Below are 15,615 nucleotides of genomic sequence, written 5' to 3'. Positions count from 1 at the left end.
GTTCAGTCCGTGCGGGGCCGGCCGCCCGGCGGAGCGGCTCACGTGCCGCTGGTGGCCCGGGCGTCGGTCTGGCTTCCGGTACGGAAGGTGCGGCGATAGTTGGTGGGTGTGACGCCGAGCGCCGTCTGCAGGTGCTGGCGCATCGACTGGGCCGTGCCGAAGCCGGCGTCGGCGGCCACCTGGTCGACCGAGAGGTCGGTGGACTCCAGGAGATGCCGGGCACGTTCGACGCGCTGCTGGGTGAGCCACTGGCCCGGGCTGACGCCGACCTCTTCGCGGAAGCGGCGCGTGAACGTCCGTACGGACATGGACTCCTGCTCGGCCATGTCGCGCAGCTGGATCGGCTCGTGGAGGCGGCCCAGCGCCCACGCGCGGGCGCTGGTGGTGGACGCCTGCTGCGGGTCGGGGACCGGGCGGTGGATGTACTGGGCCTGGCCGCCGTCCCGATGGGGCGGTACGACCGTGCGGCGGGCCACCTCGTTGGCGATCGCCGTGCCGTGGTCGCGGCGGACCATGTGCAGGCACAGGTCGATCCCGGCCGCGACGCCCGCCGAGGTCAGCACGTCGCCCTCGTCGATGAACAGGACGTCCGCGTCGACCTTGATCTTCGGGAACAGCCGCTGGAAGCGCTCGGCGTCGGCCCAGTGCGTGGTGGCCGGGCGGCCGTCGAGCAGGCCGGCGGCGGCGAGGACGTAGACGCCGGTGCAGATGGAGGCGAGCCGGGTGCCGGGGCGGATGCGGGCCAGCGCGGCGGCCAGCTCGTCGGTCAGGACGCCCTCCTCGAAGACCGGGCCGAGCTCGTACGACGCCGGGATGATCACGGTGTCGGCGGTGGCCAGCGCCTCCGGGCCGCAGCCCACCTGGATGTCGAAGTCGGCGTCCGTCCTGACGGGTCCGGGCGGCCGGATCGAGCAGGTGACGACCTCGTACAGAAGCCGTCCCTCGGAGTCCTTGGGGCGGCCGAAGATGCGGTGCGGGATGCCCAGCTCGAAGGGGAGCAGCCCGTCCAGGGCGAGGACGACCACGCGGTGCGGTCGGAACTCCGGCTGAGGGCTCATGGCCCGATCCTAACGAATGCTGTCCTTCGGGCCAATGGATCCGCGGCGGCGCAGGCCCGAAGCTCGTTGTCGTGACGCAGACAACCGAAGCCGCCGCCGTCGACCGGACCCCGCCGAGGCCCGGTCGTAACCGTATCCACCGCGCCTGGTTCGTCGCCGCCGTCGCCTTCGTGACGATCATCGGCGCCGCCGCCTTCCGCTCCGTGCCGGGGCTGCTCATCGACCCGCTGCACGAGGAGTTCGGCTGGTCACGCGGCACGATCGGGGCCGCTGTCTCCATCAACCTTGCCCTGTACGGCCTGACCGCCCCCTTCGCCGCCGCCCTGATGGACCGCTTCGGCATGCGGCGCGTGGTCGCGTTCGCGCTCACCATGATCGCGATCGGCTCGGGTCTGACGGTGTGGATGACGGCCGCCTGGCAACTGCTGCTGTGCTGGGGCCTGCTGGTGGGGCTCGGCACCGGTTCGATGGCGCTGGCCTTCGCCGCGACGGTCACGAACCGCTGGTTCACCGAGCGGCGCGGTCTGGTCACCGGCATCCTCACCGCCGCCTCGGCCTCCGGCCAGCTGATCTTCCTGCCCGTGCTGGCCCTGATGGTCGATGCGGGCAACTGGCGCCCGGCCGCCGTCACGGTCGCCCTCGCTGCCCTCGTGGTGGTCCCGTTCGTCTGGCTGCTGCTGCGCGACCACCCGGCCGACGTGGGCGTGAAGCCCTACGGCGCGAAGGAGTTCGTGCCCAAGCCGCCCCCCGCCCGGGGCGCCGCGCGCCGGGCGGTGACGGTGCTTTTCTCGGCGGCCCGCACCGGCCCCTTCTGGCTGCTCGCCGGCACCTTCGCCATCTGCGGCGCCTCCACCAACGGCCTCATCCAGACCCACTTCGTGCCCGCCGCCCACGACCACGGCATGCCCGTCCCGGCGGCTGCCTCGCTGCTCGCGGTCATCGGCGTCTTCGACGTGGTCGGCACGATCGCCTCCGGCTGGCTCACCGACCGCTTCGAGTCACGCCGACTGCTGGCGGTCTACTACGCCCTGCGTGGCATCTCGCTGCTGTTCCTGCCGATGCTGCTTGCCTCCACGGTCCACCCGTCGATGCTCTTCTTCATCGTCTTCTACGGCCTCGACTGGGTCGCCACCGTTCCGCCCACCGTCGCCCTGTGCCGGGAGCACTACGGCGAGGACAGCGCCATCGTCTTCGGCTGGGTCCTCGCCTCCCACCAGGTCGGCGCCGCGCTGGTGGCCTTCCTCGGCGGGGTCGCGCGGGACGTCTTCGGGACGTACGACATGGTCTGGTACGCCTCGGGCGCGCTGTGCGCGGCGGCGGCACTGATGGCGCTGGTGATCCGGCGAAGGCCGGCCCCGCCGGTGGTGGCGGTGGCGTGACGGCCTCGCCGGGGGCGGCCGGGGCCCGACGGCGGCTGGATCGGCCGGCGGTGCGGCGCAGACGGCGCGGGCGGTGCGGCGGCGGGCGGTGCGGCTCGGCGCTGCGTCGGACTGCCTAGAGGAACCGCCCCTTGTGGAACAGCAGCGGCGCCTCGTCGCCCTCGCTCGCCCCCAGGGCGTCCACCCGTCCTACGACGATGAGGTGGTCGCCGCCCGTGTGCACCGCGTGGATCGTGCAGTCGATCCACGCGAGCGTGCCCGCAAGGCGGGGCGAGCCGGACACGGGGGCCGCGTCGTACGTGACCCCCGCGAACTTGTCCGCGCCGCTCACCGCGAAGGCGCGGCACAACTCGCCCTGGCCGGCGCTCAGGACGTTCACGCAGAAGACGCCCGCGCGGGCGATGAGCGGCCACGTCGTCGACGTACGGCCGACCATGAAGGCGACCAGGGGCGGGTCGAGGGAGAGGGAGGAGAAGGACTGGCATGCGAAACCGGCGGGGGCTGCGCCCTGAGGGGCGTCGGCGGTGACTTGTGGATCGGTGGCGGTGGCGGTGGCAGGTGCCGTGACAACGGCCACCCCCGACGCGAAGTTCCCGAGCACTCGCCGGAACTGTGCCTGCGGGACCGGCGCCCGCTCGTCCTCGCGGACACAGCGCAGCGCCGGGCGCGGCAGCGCCTCCACGGGCGGTGCGTCGGCCGACCTGAGGTAGCGGACGGCGGCGGCGGCCATTCCTGCGTGTCCCATCACGACATCCATTGAAACTGACGGAGCGTCAGATTGGAAGGGCTGTGCAAAGGCGCACGCGAACGGTGCGTACGCTGCGCGTATGGGGTGGGAGAACAGAGCTGATGACGACCCGGAGGGTGACAGACCCGGCGACGTGGTCCGGTCGTTGGCCGAACTGAACGCGGCTGCCGCGGTGTGCGCTGCCCAGTTTCCGACGGCCGGCCTCATCTGGTGGGCCGGGACGCAGCAGGGGGACGACTACGGCGGCTCGTACACGCTCCTCTTCTATCTCGCCCTGGGCCTCGTGGTCCTCGTGACGCCGCTGGTGATGCCGTTCGTCGGTATCGCGCACGCGGTCGCTCACATCGTGCCCGCGGGCCATCTCGCCCGCCTCGTCGCTCGTCACGTACGTGGGCCCGCATGGGCCTGGCATCTGGTGTGCACCGTGGCGCTCGCGGTCGTCTGGGCGGCCGTCGCTGCCTTGCTGTGGGGCTGGCCGGTCACCGTCACGGCGGCTCTCCTCGCCGCCCTCGGCGTGCTGCCGGTGCTCGGCCTCGGATACCTCCGCAGACGCGCGCGGGTCACGGGCCGCCCGCAGGGGTTCTGGGCCGTGTGGCTCCCCTCGCTGTTCGCCTCCGTCACTCTCTTCCTGCTGGTGTTCGTCGGTGGTGTGCTGGGCACCGTCGCGGGGCTCGTCGGGTACCAGCCCCCTGCGCTGTCCGCCGGTCAGCTCACCGGGGTCTGGCGCGGCGCGGACGGAGCCGCCCTGCGGCTGGACCCGGGCGGAAAGTCCGAGCTCACCAGGCTGCCCACCGAGTCCGAGTCCGGTGACTGGTTCGCCGACCCGCCCTACACCGTGTGCGAGGGCACCGGTACCTGGTCGACGAGCAGGTTCGGTGAACGTGACGCCGTAGTCGTACGACTCGACAGCGGATGCGGGCGGCAGACGTACTGGAGGATCGGCGGCACGGAGGGCGCCCCCGAGCTCTTCGCCCAGTTCGGCGACCCGGATGCCAGTGAGGTGTGGATCCTGGTGCGGGGCTGAGTCCCGGACTCAACGCCCCCGGTACTCGGCGCCCCTGCGCTCCACGAAACTCGCCACCCCCTCCCGGGCGTCCTCCGTCGTCATGTTGATCTCCTGCGCGGCCGCCTCCGCAGCGAAGGCGGTGGTGCGGTCGGAGTCGAGGGAGGCGTTGACGAGCTGTTTGGTGAGGGCGAGGGCCCGGGTCGGGCCGGTGGCGAGGCGGGCCGCCCACTCCCTGGCCGTCTTGTCCAGTTCCCCGCCGGGCACGACCCGGTTGACGAGCCCGAGCCGCTCCGCGTCGGCGGCGGTGAGCGCGTCGCCGAAGAACATCAGCTCCTTCGCCCGCTGGGGGCCGACGAGACGGGGGAGGAGATAGGCGCCACCGCCGTCGGGCACCAGGCCGCGTCGCACGAACACCTCGATGAACTTGGCGGATTCGGCGGCCAGTACGAGGTCGCAGGCGAACGCGAGGTGCGCCCCGAGGCCGGCCGCCGTGCCGTTCACCGCCGCGATCACCGGCTTCTCGCAGTCGAGTACGGCCGAGATCAGCCGCTGGGCGCCGACGCGGATCGTGCGGGCGACATCGCCGGGGACCCGCTCGCCGGCCGCCGACCCGCCCCGCAGATCCGCGCCGGCACAGAAACCCCGGCCCGTTCCGGTGAGTACGACGGCCCGTACGCCGGGGTCCGCGGAGGCGTCGGTGAGCAGTTCGATGATGCGTTCGCGCTGGTCAGGGGTGATGGCGTTGAGGGTTTCGGGGCGGTTGAGGGTGATGCGGCAGACCTGGTTGTCAGTGGCGTGCTGTACCAATGAATCGACGGAATTTCGGGGCACACGGGGGGAATCGGTCATGTCCATCTCAGCGGCACACCACCAGCGCGTCCAGCGCCACCGCGCCCTGCCCCCTGGGCAGCACCATCAGCGGATTGATGTCGAGCTCCGCCAGGTCGTCCCCGAGCTCCAGCGCCATGCGCTGCACACGCAACACGACTTCCACGAGCGCGTCGAGGTCCGCCGGGGGCCGCCCTCTGACCCCGTCGAGGAGGGCCCGCCCGCGCAATTCGGCGCACATGTCGCGGGCCTGCTCCTCCCCGAAGGGCGGCACACGCACCGCGGTGTCGCCGAGTACCTCCACGAGCACCCCGCCGAGCCCGACCGTCACGGTCGGTCCGAACAGGTCGTCGTGCGTGGCGCCCACAACCATCTCGACGCCCCGCTCGACCATCTGGCAGACCAGGACACCGTCCAGCGAGACGTCCTCGTAGCGGGCGATGTCGGTCAACTCACGGTAGGCGTCCCGGACCTGGCTGGCGGAGGTCAGCCCGATCTTGACGAGGCCGAGCTCGGTCTTGTGGGCGATCCGCGCGCCGGACGCCTTCATCACCACCGGGTAGCCCACCAGCCCCGCGGCCCGTACGGCAGCCGCCGCGCTGGTCACCAACTGCTCGCGCGGGACACGGATCCCGTACGCCCGCAGCAGTTGCTTCGCCGCGTGCTCGCTCAGCTGCTCGCCCGGGCGTATCAGTGCCTGCGCCTTGCGGAAGGACGGCGAGGTCGTGCGCGGGGCCTCGTCGAAGGGGGAGCGGTAGCCGGCGACGAAGCGGTGGTGGTCGAGGTAGGCGCGGACGGCGGTGATGCAGTTCGCCACCGTCCGGAAGGTGGCCACGCGCGAGGAGCCGAGCAGGACGTCTCGGTACGCCGGCTCGGTGCCGACCGGCGACCCCCACACCACGCACACCAGCTTGTCCGTCCGCTCGGCGGCGTCCACCAGGTCCTGGACGAGCCGGTCGCTGAGGGGCGGGAAGGGCCCGGTGACCGGGCAGATCAGGACGCCGACCTGCGGGTCGTCGAGGATCGAGTCGATGATCTTCCGGCCGCGCCAGTCCCCGACCGGGTGCCCGCCGTTGTCGACCGGGTTGGCCACGCTCAGATACTCGGGTATCCACTGGTGCAGCTCGGCCTGCCTGGCCTCCGACAGCACCGGCAGGGGGAGCCCCGCCTCGGTCGCCAGGTCGGCGAAGTGCGCTCCCGTGCCGCCCGAGATCGAATAGACGACGACGCCGTCGGCGCGAGGCGGCCGGGCACGGGCCAACAGGGTTGCGGTGTCCTGGAGTTCGTCCAGGCCGTCGACCCGGATCACCCCGTACTGCCGCATCGCCGCGTCCACCACCGTGTCCGCGCCGGTCAGCTTGCCGGTGTGTGAGGCGGCCGTGCGGGCGCCGGTCTCGGTGCGGCCCACCTTCACGGCGACGACGGGCACCTTGCGGCGGGCGGCGCGATCGGCGGCGAGGAGGAAGGAGCGGCCGTCCTTGAGGCCCTCGACGTAGCAGGCGATGGCGCCCACGTCGGGCTGCTCGGCGAAGTAGGAGATGAAGTCGGCGGTCTCCAGGTCGGCCTCGTTGCCGGTGGGTGCCCAGTGGGTGAGGCGGATGCCGAGTTCCTGGAGGGCGAAGACGGGGCGGCCCTGGTGGCCGGACTGGGTGATCAGGGCGATCGCCGGACCGTCCAGGTCGTCCCGGAACCGCTCGAAGGCGTTGAGGTTGGTGTTGGGGCCCAGCAGCCGCATGCCGGACCGTTCGACGGCGGCGGTGAGCCGGTCCTGTGCGGCGGCCCCCTCCTCGCCGGTCTCCGCGAACCCGGAGGCGAAGACGACGGCGAACTTCACCTTGGCCTCGGCCAGTTCCTCGACCACCGGAAGGGGGTCGGCGACCAGCAGCACGGCGAGATCGATCTGCTCGGGCAGGTCGGCGACGGAAGGGAAGCAGGGGATGCCGAAGACCGAAGGACGGCTCGGATGCACCGGATGGAGCCGGGCGCCGACCCGCTCGGACCAGGCGATCAGCTGGCGGGTGACACCGGTGTTCGGCCGGCCGTCGGCGTCCGAGGCGCCGATCACGGCGACCGACTCCGGCCGAAAGAAGCGGCCCAGATCGGGCACGTCGCAGTACAGCGGACGACCGCTGACGTCGAGATCGTCGACCTCGGCCGGCCGGCCGTGGACGGCGGGCCCGGGTTGCTCGCCACAGGCGATGACCCGGGCCCGGCGGGAGTCGGTGGTGAGGGTGCCGTGGGTTGATCCAAGCATCGGTCCGCCCGCTCCTGTGTGACAGCGATTAACTGACGCAGTGTCAGATTAAAGGAACTGACGCCATGTCAGGAACGGCTGTGCACGCAAAGTTGGTCGCGATGTCGGGGTCGATCTCTGGATCGATGTCGGGGTCGATGTCGGTGGCGTTGTCGGGGCGCCGGTCTGCGGGCCCCCGCTCACAGCACCGCCAGCACCTCCTTCGCCACCCGCTCTCCCGACCGCACCGCCCCGTCCATGAAGCCCATCCAGTGCGTGGAGGTCTCCGTCCCGGCCCAGTGGATTCCGCCGACCGGCTCCCGCAGGGCGGGTCCGTACCGGGTCAGGACGCCGGGGGCGGCGATGGAGACGGGGCCGCCTCGGGTGTAGGCCTCGTTGTTCCAGCGTTGCAGCACGAAGGAGGTGGGGGAGGCCGCTTTCTCGCCGAAGTACGTCACGTAGTCCTTCAGCACGGCAGCCCGGACCTCCGCCTCGCTCGCCGCGTCCAGCTTGCGGGCCTCGTCGGCTTCGATGAAGCCCATCAGAGCGCCGTAGGAGGCGTCGGGCGGGGAGTTGTCGAAGGTCGAGCTGATGACGCCGGTATCGCTGACGACCTGGCCGTTGAAGCCGTCGGCGCGCCAGAAGGGCGTGTCGTAGATCGCGATCGCCTTGCCGACCGAGGCCATCGGCAGGCGCTGGGTGAGCTGGTCGCGGGCGGCGGGGAGAAGAGGCGCGTAGGTGATGCGGGCGGCGAGGGGCGGGGGTACGGCGACGACGACCTTCCTGGCCGTGACGGTGATGCCGTCGGCGGTGACGACGTAAGCGCCGCCGGACTTGCTGATCGTGCGCACCGGGGCGCTCAGCACCACCCGGTCCCCGAGGGCTGCGGCGAGCTTGAGGGGCACCAGTTGGGAGCCGCCGACGAAGCGCAGTTCCTGGGCGCCGTCAGCGGTCTCGGTGAGGCGTTCCAGGGTGCCGGGGGCGGACGCGTTGCCGGCGGCGGCGATGTAGAAGAGGACGAACAGGAGGGAGAGTTCACGGGGCTCGGCCGAGAAGATCGACGTACAGGCCACGTCGAAGAGGAACTTGGCCGACGGGATGACCGCGTTGGCGCGCAGCCAGGTCTCGAAGGTCTGCCGGTCCCACTCGTCGGCCTTCGCCGCGGTCCAGGGCGCGTCGACCGGGATCTTCTTGGCCAGGTCGTTGAGCGTGGCCTGCACGATCGCGGCGTTGGCGAGGCCGGCCGCGTCGATGGGCGGGACCGCGCCGAGGATGCCGTCGGTGGCGTAGGGGGTCTTCCTGCCGTCCTTGTAGAGGAGGTTGTTGCCGGTGTTGTAGGTGGTGAAGGTCTCCACGCCGAGGGAGTCGGCGAGGGCCTTGATCCGGTCCTGGGTGGGGCCGATGAACTCACCGCCGCCTTCGGTGACGCCGCCGCCCGCCAGGTCGAGCCCCAGCACCCGGCCGCCGACTCGGCCGCGGGCCTCAAGGACGACGACCGACTTGCCGGCCGCCACCAGGTCGCGGGCCGCGGTGAGGCCGGCCAGACCGGCGCCGACGATCGCGACATCCACGTCGCGGGTGGCCGCGGAGGCGGTGCCGGCGCCGGTCACGGCGAGAGTCGCGGCACCGGCCGCGGCGGCCGCGCTGCCGAGTAGGGAACGCCGGGAGAACTTAGGGGCTTTGAGGGGCTTGGAGGGCTTGGAAGACTTGGGGACCCGAGCCTCGGGGGACCTAAGGGCGGGGGAAGTCCCGGAAACCCGGGGGAGTTGTCTTTCGCTTGCCACGTGCGTCCTCCGTCGTAGCGAGAGGGAGTGGAGCCGGAACGAAAAGGTGAACAGGGCTCACATTCTGGCTCCGTGCGGTGGCGCGGTACAGCCCTTGCGTAACTTCTGGCCCTCAAGTAACGCGAGATCTATGTAGGGGAGTTGAGGGGAGTTGAGGTGTTCGAGGGAGGAAGAGGCCTGAGGCCCCCAGGGTCAGACCGGCAGCCGGGAGACCCGTCGGCCGCCATCCCTGTCACCGTCAGCGCCGCGGGCGACGGCCTTCGCGATCTTCTGCGCGTCGATCGCCATCTCGCGGAGGTTGCCGCTGATGGGGTTGGTGTAGCCGGTGAAGTACAGGCCGGGGGCGACGGCGGCGGTGCGGGCGCCCTGGGCGACGGGTTTGCCGCGGGGGTCGAGGACGTCGAGGTGGCCCACGAGGCCTTCCAGGGCGCGGACGTAGCCGGTGGCCGCGATGACGGCGTCCGGTGAGACGCGGGTGCCGTCGGCGAGGAGGACCTTCCCGTCCTCGAAGCCGTCGACGGCGGCCACGATCTCGATGCGGCCCTTGCGCACGGCGTCGATGAGGCCGACGTCGAGGACCGGGATCGCGCCTTCCTTGACCCGGCTGTAGAGCCCGGTGTCGGGGCGCGGCAACCCCTGGGCCGACAGGTCCGGCACGCTCAGCTTCGCCACGGGCTTGGCCAGCCGGTCGACGAGCCCGACCGGCAGCCGCCGTACGAGGATGCTGGTGCGCTGGGCGGGCCACCCGGCGGTGGAGCGGCGCACGATGTGCGGCACCGTACGCACGGCGAGCCGCACTCGCGAGGCGCCGCCTTCCACCAGGTCCACGGCGATCTCGGCACCGGTGTTGCCGATGCCGACGACCAGGACGTCGCGGTCGGCGTAGGGCGCCGGGTTGCGGTACTCGCCGGCGTGCAGGAACTCACCGCTGTAGGTGTCCAGGCCGGGCCAGTCCGGGATGCGCGGGGTGTGGTTGTGGCCTGTGGCCACGACGACGGCGGCGCCGGTCAGTTCCCGGCCGCCGGTGGCGTGCAGCAGCCAGCCGGAGCCGTCGGGGGCGGGCTCGACGCGGGAGACCTCGACGCCGGTGACGATCTCCAGGTCGTGGAACTCCGCATACTTCTCCAGGTAGCGCGACACGTCGTCCCGGGCCACCCAGCGCCCGAACCGGCGCGGTATCGGCAGCCCGGGCAGGCCCGACAGTCGTCGGGTGGTGTGCAGATGGAGCCGGTCGTAGTGGCGCCGCCAGGAGGCGCCGACCCGGTCCGACTTCTCCAGCACCACCGCACGCAGTCCCCGGGCACGCAGCGCGTGCGCGACGGAGAGTCCGCCGGGGCCGCCGCCGATGACGTAGACGGGGCGGTCCGTGGGGGTCGGGGACGCTATGGAGTCGGCCATGTTCGCGAGCGTAATCACGCAGCCGGTTGATGGGTCTCGGTCAAGACCGGAATTGGTTGCGGATCGATCACGGCTGTAGGAGGGGTGGGTGGGATCTGTGGCGTAGGTCTCCTGGTTGTGGGGGTGGGGTGGGGGTGGCGTGACAGGACGGATGGCGTGACAGGACGCCGAGCCACCGCAGGCATGGCGGGACTCGGCGTCCTGGGGCGGTGGCCGGCGTCATGACGGGAGACCGGTACCGCGTTCTGAGGGGCTGCTTCGGCGGGTGGTTACCCGGCGGAGCGCTTGGCTTCGTAGCCGCTGATCCCGGCGATCCACTCGATGAAGTCGCCCGGGTCCGAGTTGGCGCCGTGGCCCTCGTCCCAGTAGTAGAGGTGGCTTACGTCGTCGCCGAGGGTGTGGGCGGCGGCGGCGAGGTTGGCGGAGACGGTGTGGGAGGTGTCGGAGTCGTTGGTGCCGAGGCGGATCCACCAGTGCTTGGTGCGGTGCGGGTTGGGCTTCGCGACCAGGAAGGGCATCGGGTTCATCAGCCGCAGGGTGTCGGGGATGTCGCTCGGCACCCGCTTGCTGCTCAGGCCCGTGGTGTCGTTCTTGGCGCCGTAGGCCGTGAAGTGGCGGGCCTGGGTGGTGCCGAGGCCGAAGAGGTTGTTCTCGCCCGTCGACAGGTCGAAGGCGTCGAAGGACGGCGCGGTCTTCTTACGGGCGCCGACGTGGGTGAGGAAGTCGGCCCAGGAGAAGGTCGCCCTGCCGCCGGACCAGGTGATGAAGGTGTTGGAGGAGAGGTAGGACTCGCGGTCCGCCTTCGACAGGGCCGTCAGGTACTTGGTCGCTGACGGCTCCAAGTACTGCTTGACCAGGTACTCGTCGTAGTTGCGTGCGGTGAGCGTGCCGAAGCCGCCGAGGCCCCTCAGCTTCAGGGACGCCTGGTACTCGGCGAAGCGCGACTGCAGTTCCTTTGACACCGTCCGGTCGACCTCGGCGCCGGAACTCGTCGCGTTGGAACCCCAGTTCCACTCGTAGGCGCCGTCCGCGTGCTCCAGGTCGGTGATCGGGCACCATGCGCCGGTCGCGAAGATGGCGTCGCTCGCGTCGGCCGCGCCGATCGCCTTGAGGTGCTTGGCGTAAAGCGGGCTGTCGCCGGACGCGCCGAGCAGGGAGGACAGGGCGCCGCCCGCGCTGGTGCCGGAGGAGACGATGCGGTCGACGTTGCCGGGTATGCGGCCCTTGTTGAACCGCACATAGCGGACGGCGGCCTTGAGGTCGACGATCGCCGCGGGGGCGACGCCGTAGTACTCGCCGGCGGAGTTCTTGAGCGTACGGCCGCGGGCGCCGGGCTCGACGACGACGTAACCGGCCGCGAGCGCCAGCTTGGGGAGGCTGACCATTCCGCCCTGGGCGTTCACCATGCCATTGCCGCCGGAGGCGACCTCACCCGAGGCCGACGTGGAGGCGCTAGGCGAGACGGAGGCTGATGACGCGGAGGCGCTCGGCGACGCGGAGGCGTTCGGCGCGCCCCCACCCGGCGCCCCGGTCGTCCCGCCGCCGCCCACGCCTGTCGCGTCCGCGACCGACGACGGCATGTAGCCGCCGACCGAGTTGGCGAACAGGATCGGGGCGTGCGTGGCGTCGACGGCCGTACCGTCGATCTTCACGGGGACGCTCACGTTAAGGCTCTGGTACTTCTCGTCGACCGGCTTCGCGACGTAGGTGATCGCCTTGTAGAAGCGGTACTCCACGTCGTGCTCGGCCCCGCCGGCGTCCGTGATGGTCGTCGTCAGGGTCGAGTAGGCGTCCTTGTCGAAGACCAGGGCGTCGGACGAGGACGATCCCGAGGGCGATCCCAACGACGCCCCGGAGGACGCCCCGGAGGATCCCGACGCGCTCGACCCGCTCGACGCCTGCGCGGTCAGGGCGATGCCCCCGACCGCCGCGACCCCTGCGGTCGCCCCGATCCCCATGACCACGCTCCTGCGCTTGACTGCCCTGTGCCTCACGTCCGGCTCCCTCGGCTCATTCGGTGTCCTCGGCTTGCGTCTCTGCGAACCTAGCCAAATTGTGGACAGGATTGCCAACAATCCGTGGGACTCATCCGGGATGCACAGGCGATTGTCAGGCTCCTCTTATCTGACGTACCGTCAGATCCATGGACGCGATCTGGCTCACAGGTGCGGAATGGCTGGCCGTGCTCCGCATAGGCCTCGGGGTGTGGTGGCTGGAGAGCTGGCGGCACAAGGACAAGAAGAGCTGGTTCGAGGGGGCGGGGATCTCCTGGGCGGCGGACGTGGCGGCCAAGCACCGCTGGAACGCCGTACGATCCGGCTTCGAGGCCGTCGTGACACCCCGGCCGCGGACCATGGCGTACGTCGTCCTGTACGCGGAGTTCGCTCTCGGGCTCGGGCTCATCCTCGGGTTCCTGACCCCGGCCGCCCTCGTCGGCGGGCTGCTGCTCAACGTCCTCTACTTCACCCTCATGATCCACGACTGGGGTGAGCAGGGGCAGAACTCGATGATGGCGCTGATCTCGGTGGTCGCGTTGTTCGGGATGTCGTGGCAGTCGTGGTCGGTGGACAGCGCGCTGGGGTTGTTCTGACGGGTGTTGCTCTGACGGGTGTTGCTCTGACGGGTGTTGTTCTGATGGGGAGCGCTGATGAGCGTGCAGCGGTACGACATCCCGGAGGCCGACGCCTTCACCCGCGCCTACTGGGACGCGGCGGCGCAGGGGCAGTTGCTCATCCGCAAGTGCCGCGCCTGCGCCCGCGCCCACCACTACCCTCGCGAGTTCTGTCCCCACTGCTGGAGCGAGGACGTGGCGTGGGAGCCCGCGAGCGGCCGGGCCACCCTCTACACCTGGTCCGTCGTGCACCGCAACGACCTGCCGCCCTTCGGGGAGCGGACGCCGTACGTCGCCGCCGTGGTCGATCTCGTCGAGGGGCCGCGGATGATGACCGAGGTCGTGGAGTGCGCGGACGCCGGGCGGCTGCGGGCCGGGATGGAGCTGTCGGTCGTCTTCCGGGACGGGGTACCGGTGTTCCGCGCTGCCGGTTGACCCACGCGGGTTTCAATGGCCGTATGCCTCACCCCGACATACGCCCCGCCGGTCACCCGCACCCCCACCCGTACGCCCATCCCGACCTGCACGGCCACGGCCTGCGCCTGCGCCCCTGGGACCCGGACTCCGAGGACGACGCCGCGACCTGGTTCCGGGGCCGCAGCGACCCTGAATTCCGGCGCTGGAACACCCCGTTGCGGATCACGACGGACCTCGACAGCGCCCGGGAGTCCCTCCGTGACGCGGCACGGAACATGAGGGAGAGCGCCTCCGCGGCGTACTGCGTCACCGACGCGGCGACCGGCACCGCCGTCGGACATGTCGCCATCAACGCCATCGACTGGATCATGCGCTCCGCCCGCGTCGGCTACTGGGTCCTCCCCGAGGCCCGCGGCCGCCGTGTCGCCACCCACGCGCTCACCCTCGTCGCCCAATGGGCCCTCGCCGAGCCCGGCCTGGCCCTGCACCGTCTCGAACTCGGCCATGCCGTCGGCCACGACTCCTCCTGCCGCATCGCCGAGCGGTGCGGGTTCCGGTACGAGGGGACACTGCGGGACGCGATGTGGGAGGCGGGGCGGAAGGACGCGTACCGGGACGTCCATCTGCACGCGCGCTTGGCTGCTGACCCGGAGCCGGACGCGGCCGCGCGCTCAGCTCCGGAGTAGGCCCGGCTCCGAACTGGGCCTGACACCCGGTCTGGGGCTGGCCTCGCACCTGGGTCTCGGACTCGGTCCCGGCCCGGGGATCGGCTCCGGTCCCGGTCCTGGGATCGGCTCCGGTCCCGGTCTCGGCTTTGGGCTCGCCCCGGTTCTCGGACCCCGGCCTCGGTTCCGGGCCCGGATCCAACTCCGGCCTCGGCTCCGGCCTCAACTCCAACCTCGGCTCCGGATTCAGCTCCGGATTCAGTTCCGGCCCCGGCTCCGCCCGCGTCCAGACCCAGCCCTCTCCCGGCCTCGTACCCAGACTCGGCCCCGGCCAAGGACTCAACCCCGCGCCCGGAATCAGCCCCGCAACCGGCCCCACCCCGCCCCGAACGTCAACCTGTAGACCCGCAGACCCGTGAACCCCGAGCCCCTCGACCCCCGCCTGGGAGTGGGGTCTTGTGTCGGGTTGGTGTCCACAGCGGGAAAAAGTGCACAGTCGGCGCCGGGGCGCGGGATCATGAGGTATGCGCCCGGACGACTGGTACTGCACCCAGGATCTCACCGGCTTCCTCTCCCACGCCGGTGGCTTCCTGCGCTCACGCCCCGATCTGCACACCGTCGTCCTGACGGTGACCGAGACGCTGCGCACCAGCGGGTTGCGTGCGTACGGCGACGAGGCGCCGGTCTTCGGGGTGCTGGAGGTGGGCGGGCAGGTACGGGCCGCCTACTTCCGCACCCCGCCCTACCGGTTGAACGTCACCCCGCTCACCCCGGACGAGGCGGACTCCCTCGCCGCCCATCTGGTCGCCCTCGGTCACTCGGTCCCCGGCGTCATCGCGGCGCGCGAGACCGCCGAGGCGTTCGCCGCCGCCTGGCGCCGGCACGCGGGCGGCCGGGCCACGGCCGGGCAGAGCCAACGCCTGTACCGACTCGGCAACTTGACCCTGCCGCAGCCCTTCCCGGCCGGCCGGGCGCGGGTCGCGGGCAAGGAGGACCGGGAGCAACTGACGCTCTGGTACGGCGAGTTCATCGAGGCCGTCGGTGACCACGCCGCCCGTGACGCCGCCGCGTGGGCCGACTCGCGGATCTCCTACGGAGGCATCACCATCTGGGAGGACGTCGACGGCACTCCCCTCGCCATGGCCGGCGTGACCCCGGTGGTCGCCGGCCAGGTCCGGGTCGCCCCCGTCTACACCCCGGCCCATCTGCGCGGACGCGGCTACGCGGGCGCGGTCACGGCCCAGGTCAGCCGGGCCGTACTCGCCTCCGGGGTGCGTGAGGTACTGCTCTTCACCGACCTCGCCAACCAGACGAGCAACAGCCTTTACCAGCGCATCGGGTACCGGGCCGTGGCCGACTTCGCGGCGTACGACTTCCGGGGGGCCCGGGGCATCTAGGACCTGTCCGGCCGATCATGTGACTACTTCGCGTCGAGGACGTTGATGTGCTCATGGGGCGGGGTGATCTCACGGATGCCGAGTGGGAACG

Annotated in this window: 13 protein-coding genes; 6 read left to right on the top strand and 7 right to left on the bottom strand. The window is 71.4% G+C overall.

The window, feature by feature from the left end:
- Positions 1–38: 38 nt before the first annotated feature.
- Positions 39–1,058 carry a GlxA family transcriptional regulator gene (locus ACZ7L5_RS42200; RefSeq protein WP_471524055.1) on the bottom strand — a complete coding sequence of 340 codons (1,020 nt, stop codon included), beginning with the start codon at positions 1,056–1,058 and terminating at the stop codon, positions 39–41.
- 71 nt (positions 1,059–1,129) lie between these two features.
- On the opposite strand from ACZ7L5_RS42200, the gene ACZ7L5_RS42195 reads away from it, so the two are divergent.
- Positions 1,130–2,437, top strand: a complete 1,308-nt coding sequence (locus ACZ7L5_RS42195; protein WP_471524053.1) for an MFS transporter — start codon at positions 1,130–1,132, stop codon at positions 2,435–2,437.
- A 115-nt stretch (positions 2,438–2,552) separates the two neighbouring features.
- Here ACZ7L5_RS42195 and ACZ7L5_RS42190 read toward each other — a convergent pair whose 3' ends face one another.
- The gene (locus ACZ7L5_RS42190) at positions 2,553–3,182 is read right to left on the bottom strand and encodes a flavin reductase family protein (protein WP_471524051.1); all 630 of its coding nucleotides are present in this window, start codon (positions 3,180–3,182) and stop codon (positions 2,553–2,555) included.
- Between the two features lie 82 nt (positions 3,183–3,264).
- Here ACZ7L5_RS42190 and ACZ7L5_RS42185 point away from each other — a divergent pair, with 82 nt between their 5' ends.
- Entirely contained in the window at positions 3,265–4,209 is a 945-nt protein-coding gene (locus ACZ7L5_RS42185) for a hypothetical protein (protein ID WP_471524049.1), read from the top strand.
- A gap of 9 nt (positions 4,210–4,218) precedes the next feature.
- Here the strand turns inward: ACZ7L5_RS42185 and ACZ7L5_RS42180 are convergent, their stop codons facing one another.
- The 5 genes from ACZ7L5_RS42180 to ACZ7L5_RS42160 all read right to left on the bottom strand — a co-directional run bounded on the left by ACZ7L5_RS42180 (position 4,219) and on the right by ACZ7L5_RS42160 (position 12,392).
- The gene (locus tag ACZ7L5_RS42180; RefSeq protein WP_471524047.1) at positions 4,219–5,040 is read right to left on the bottom strand and encodes an enoyl-CoA hydratase/isomerase family protein; all 822 of its coding nucleotides are present in this window, start codon (positions 5,038–5,040) and stop codon (positions 4,219–4,221) included.
- 7 nt (positions 5,041–5,047) lie between these two features.
- A complete protein-coding gene (locus ACZ7L5_RS42175) occupies positions 5,048–7,273 on the bottom strand; it encodes an acetate--CoA ligase family protein (protein ID WP_365058720.1) in 2,226 nt (741 codons plus the stop codon).
- Positions 7,274–7,452: 179 nt separating this feature from the next.
- Positions 7,453–8,862 (bottom strand): flavin monoamine oxidase family protein, encoded by a 1,410-nt coding sequence (locus tag ACZ7L5_RS42170; RefSeq protein ID WP_471524045.1) that lies wholly within the window; start codon positions 8,860–8,862, stop codon positions 7,453–7,455.
- A 366-nt stretch (positions 8,863–9,228) separates the two neighbouring features.
- A complete protein-coding gene (locus ACZ7L5_RS42165; RefSeq protein WP_471524043.1) occupies positions 9,229–10,434 on the bottom strand; it encodes a flavin-containing monooxygenase in 1,206 nt (401 codons plus the stop codon).
- Positions 10,435–10,703: 269 nt separating this feature from the next.
- The gene (locus ACZ7L5_RS42160; protein ID WP_471524187.1) at positions 10,704–12,392 is read right to left on the bottom strand and encodes a subtype B tannase; all 1,689 of its coding nucleotides are present in this window, start codon (positions 12,390–12,392) and stop codon (positions 10,704–10,706) included.
- Between the two features lie 185 nt (positions 12,393–12,577).
- Between ACZ7L5_RS42160 and ACZ7L5_RS42155 the strand changes: the two genes are divergently transcribed.
- The 4 genes from ACZ7L5_RS42155 to ACZ7L5_RS42140 all read left to right on the top strand — a co-directional run bounded on the left by ACZ7L5_RS42155 (position 12,578) and on the right by ACZ7L5_RS42140 (position 15,524).
- Entirely contained in the window at positions 12,578–13,024 is a 447-nt protein-coding gene (locus ACZ7L5_RS42155) for a DoxX family membrane protein (RefSeq protein ID WP_471524041.1), read from the top strand.
- A gap of 57 nt (positions 13,025–13,081) precedes the next feature.
- A complete protein-coding gene (locus ACZ7L5_RS42150) occupies positions 13,082–13,480 on the top strand; it encodes a Zn-ribbon domain-containing OB-fold protein (RefSeq protein ID WP_471524039.1) in 399 nt (132 codons plus the stop codon).
- Between the two features lie 23 nt (positions 13,481–13,503).
- Positions 13,504–14,148 (top strand): GNAT family N-acetyltransferase, encoded by a 645-nt coding sequence (locus ACZ7L5_RS42145; RefSeq protein ID WP_471524037.1) that lies wholly within the window; start codon positions 13,504–13,506, stop codon positions 14,146–14,148.
- 503 nt (positions 14,149–14,651) lie between these two features.
- Complete coding sequence (locus tag ACZ7L5_RS42140; RefSeq protein ID WP_471524036.1) at positions 14,652–15,524, top strand: GNAT family N-acetyltransferase; 873 nt, start codon at positions 14,652–14,654, stop codon at positions 15,522–15,524.
- The last annotated feature ends 91 nt before the right edge of the window (positions 15,525–15,615 follow it).

It is taken from the genome of Streptomyces sp. NPDC107528, from assembly GCF_055639295.1.
Note: the sequence above shows the minus strand (reverse complement) of the source record. Positions and strands in the feature narration are given on the sequence as shown.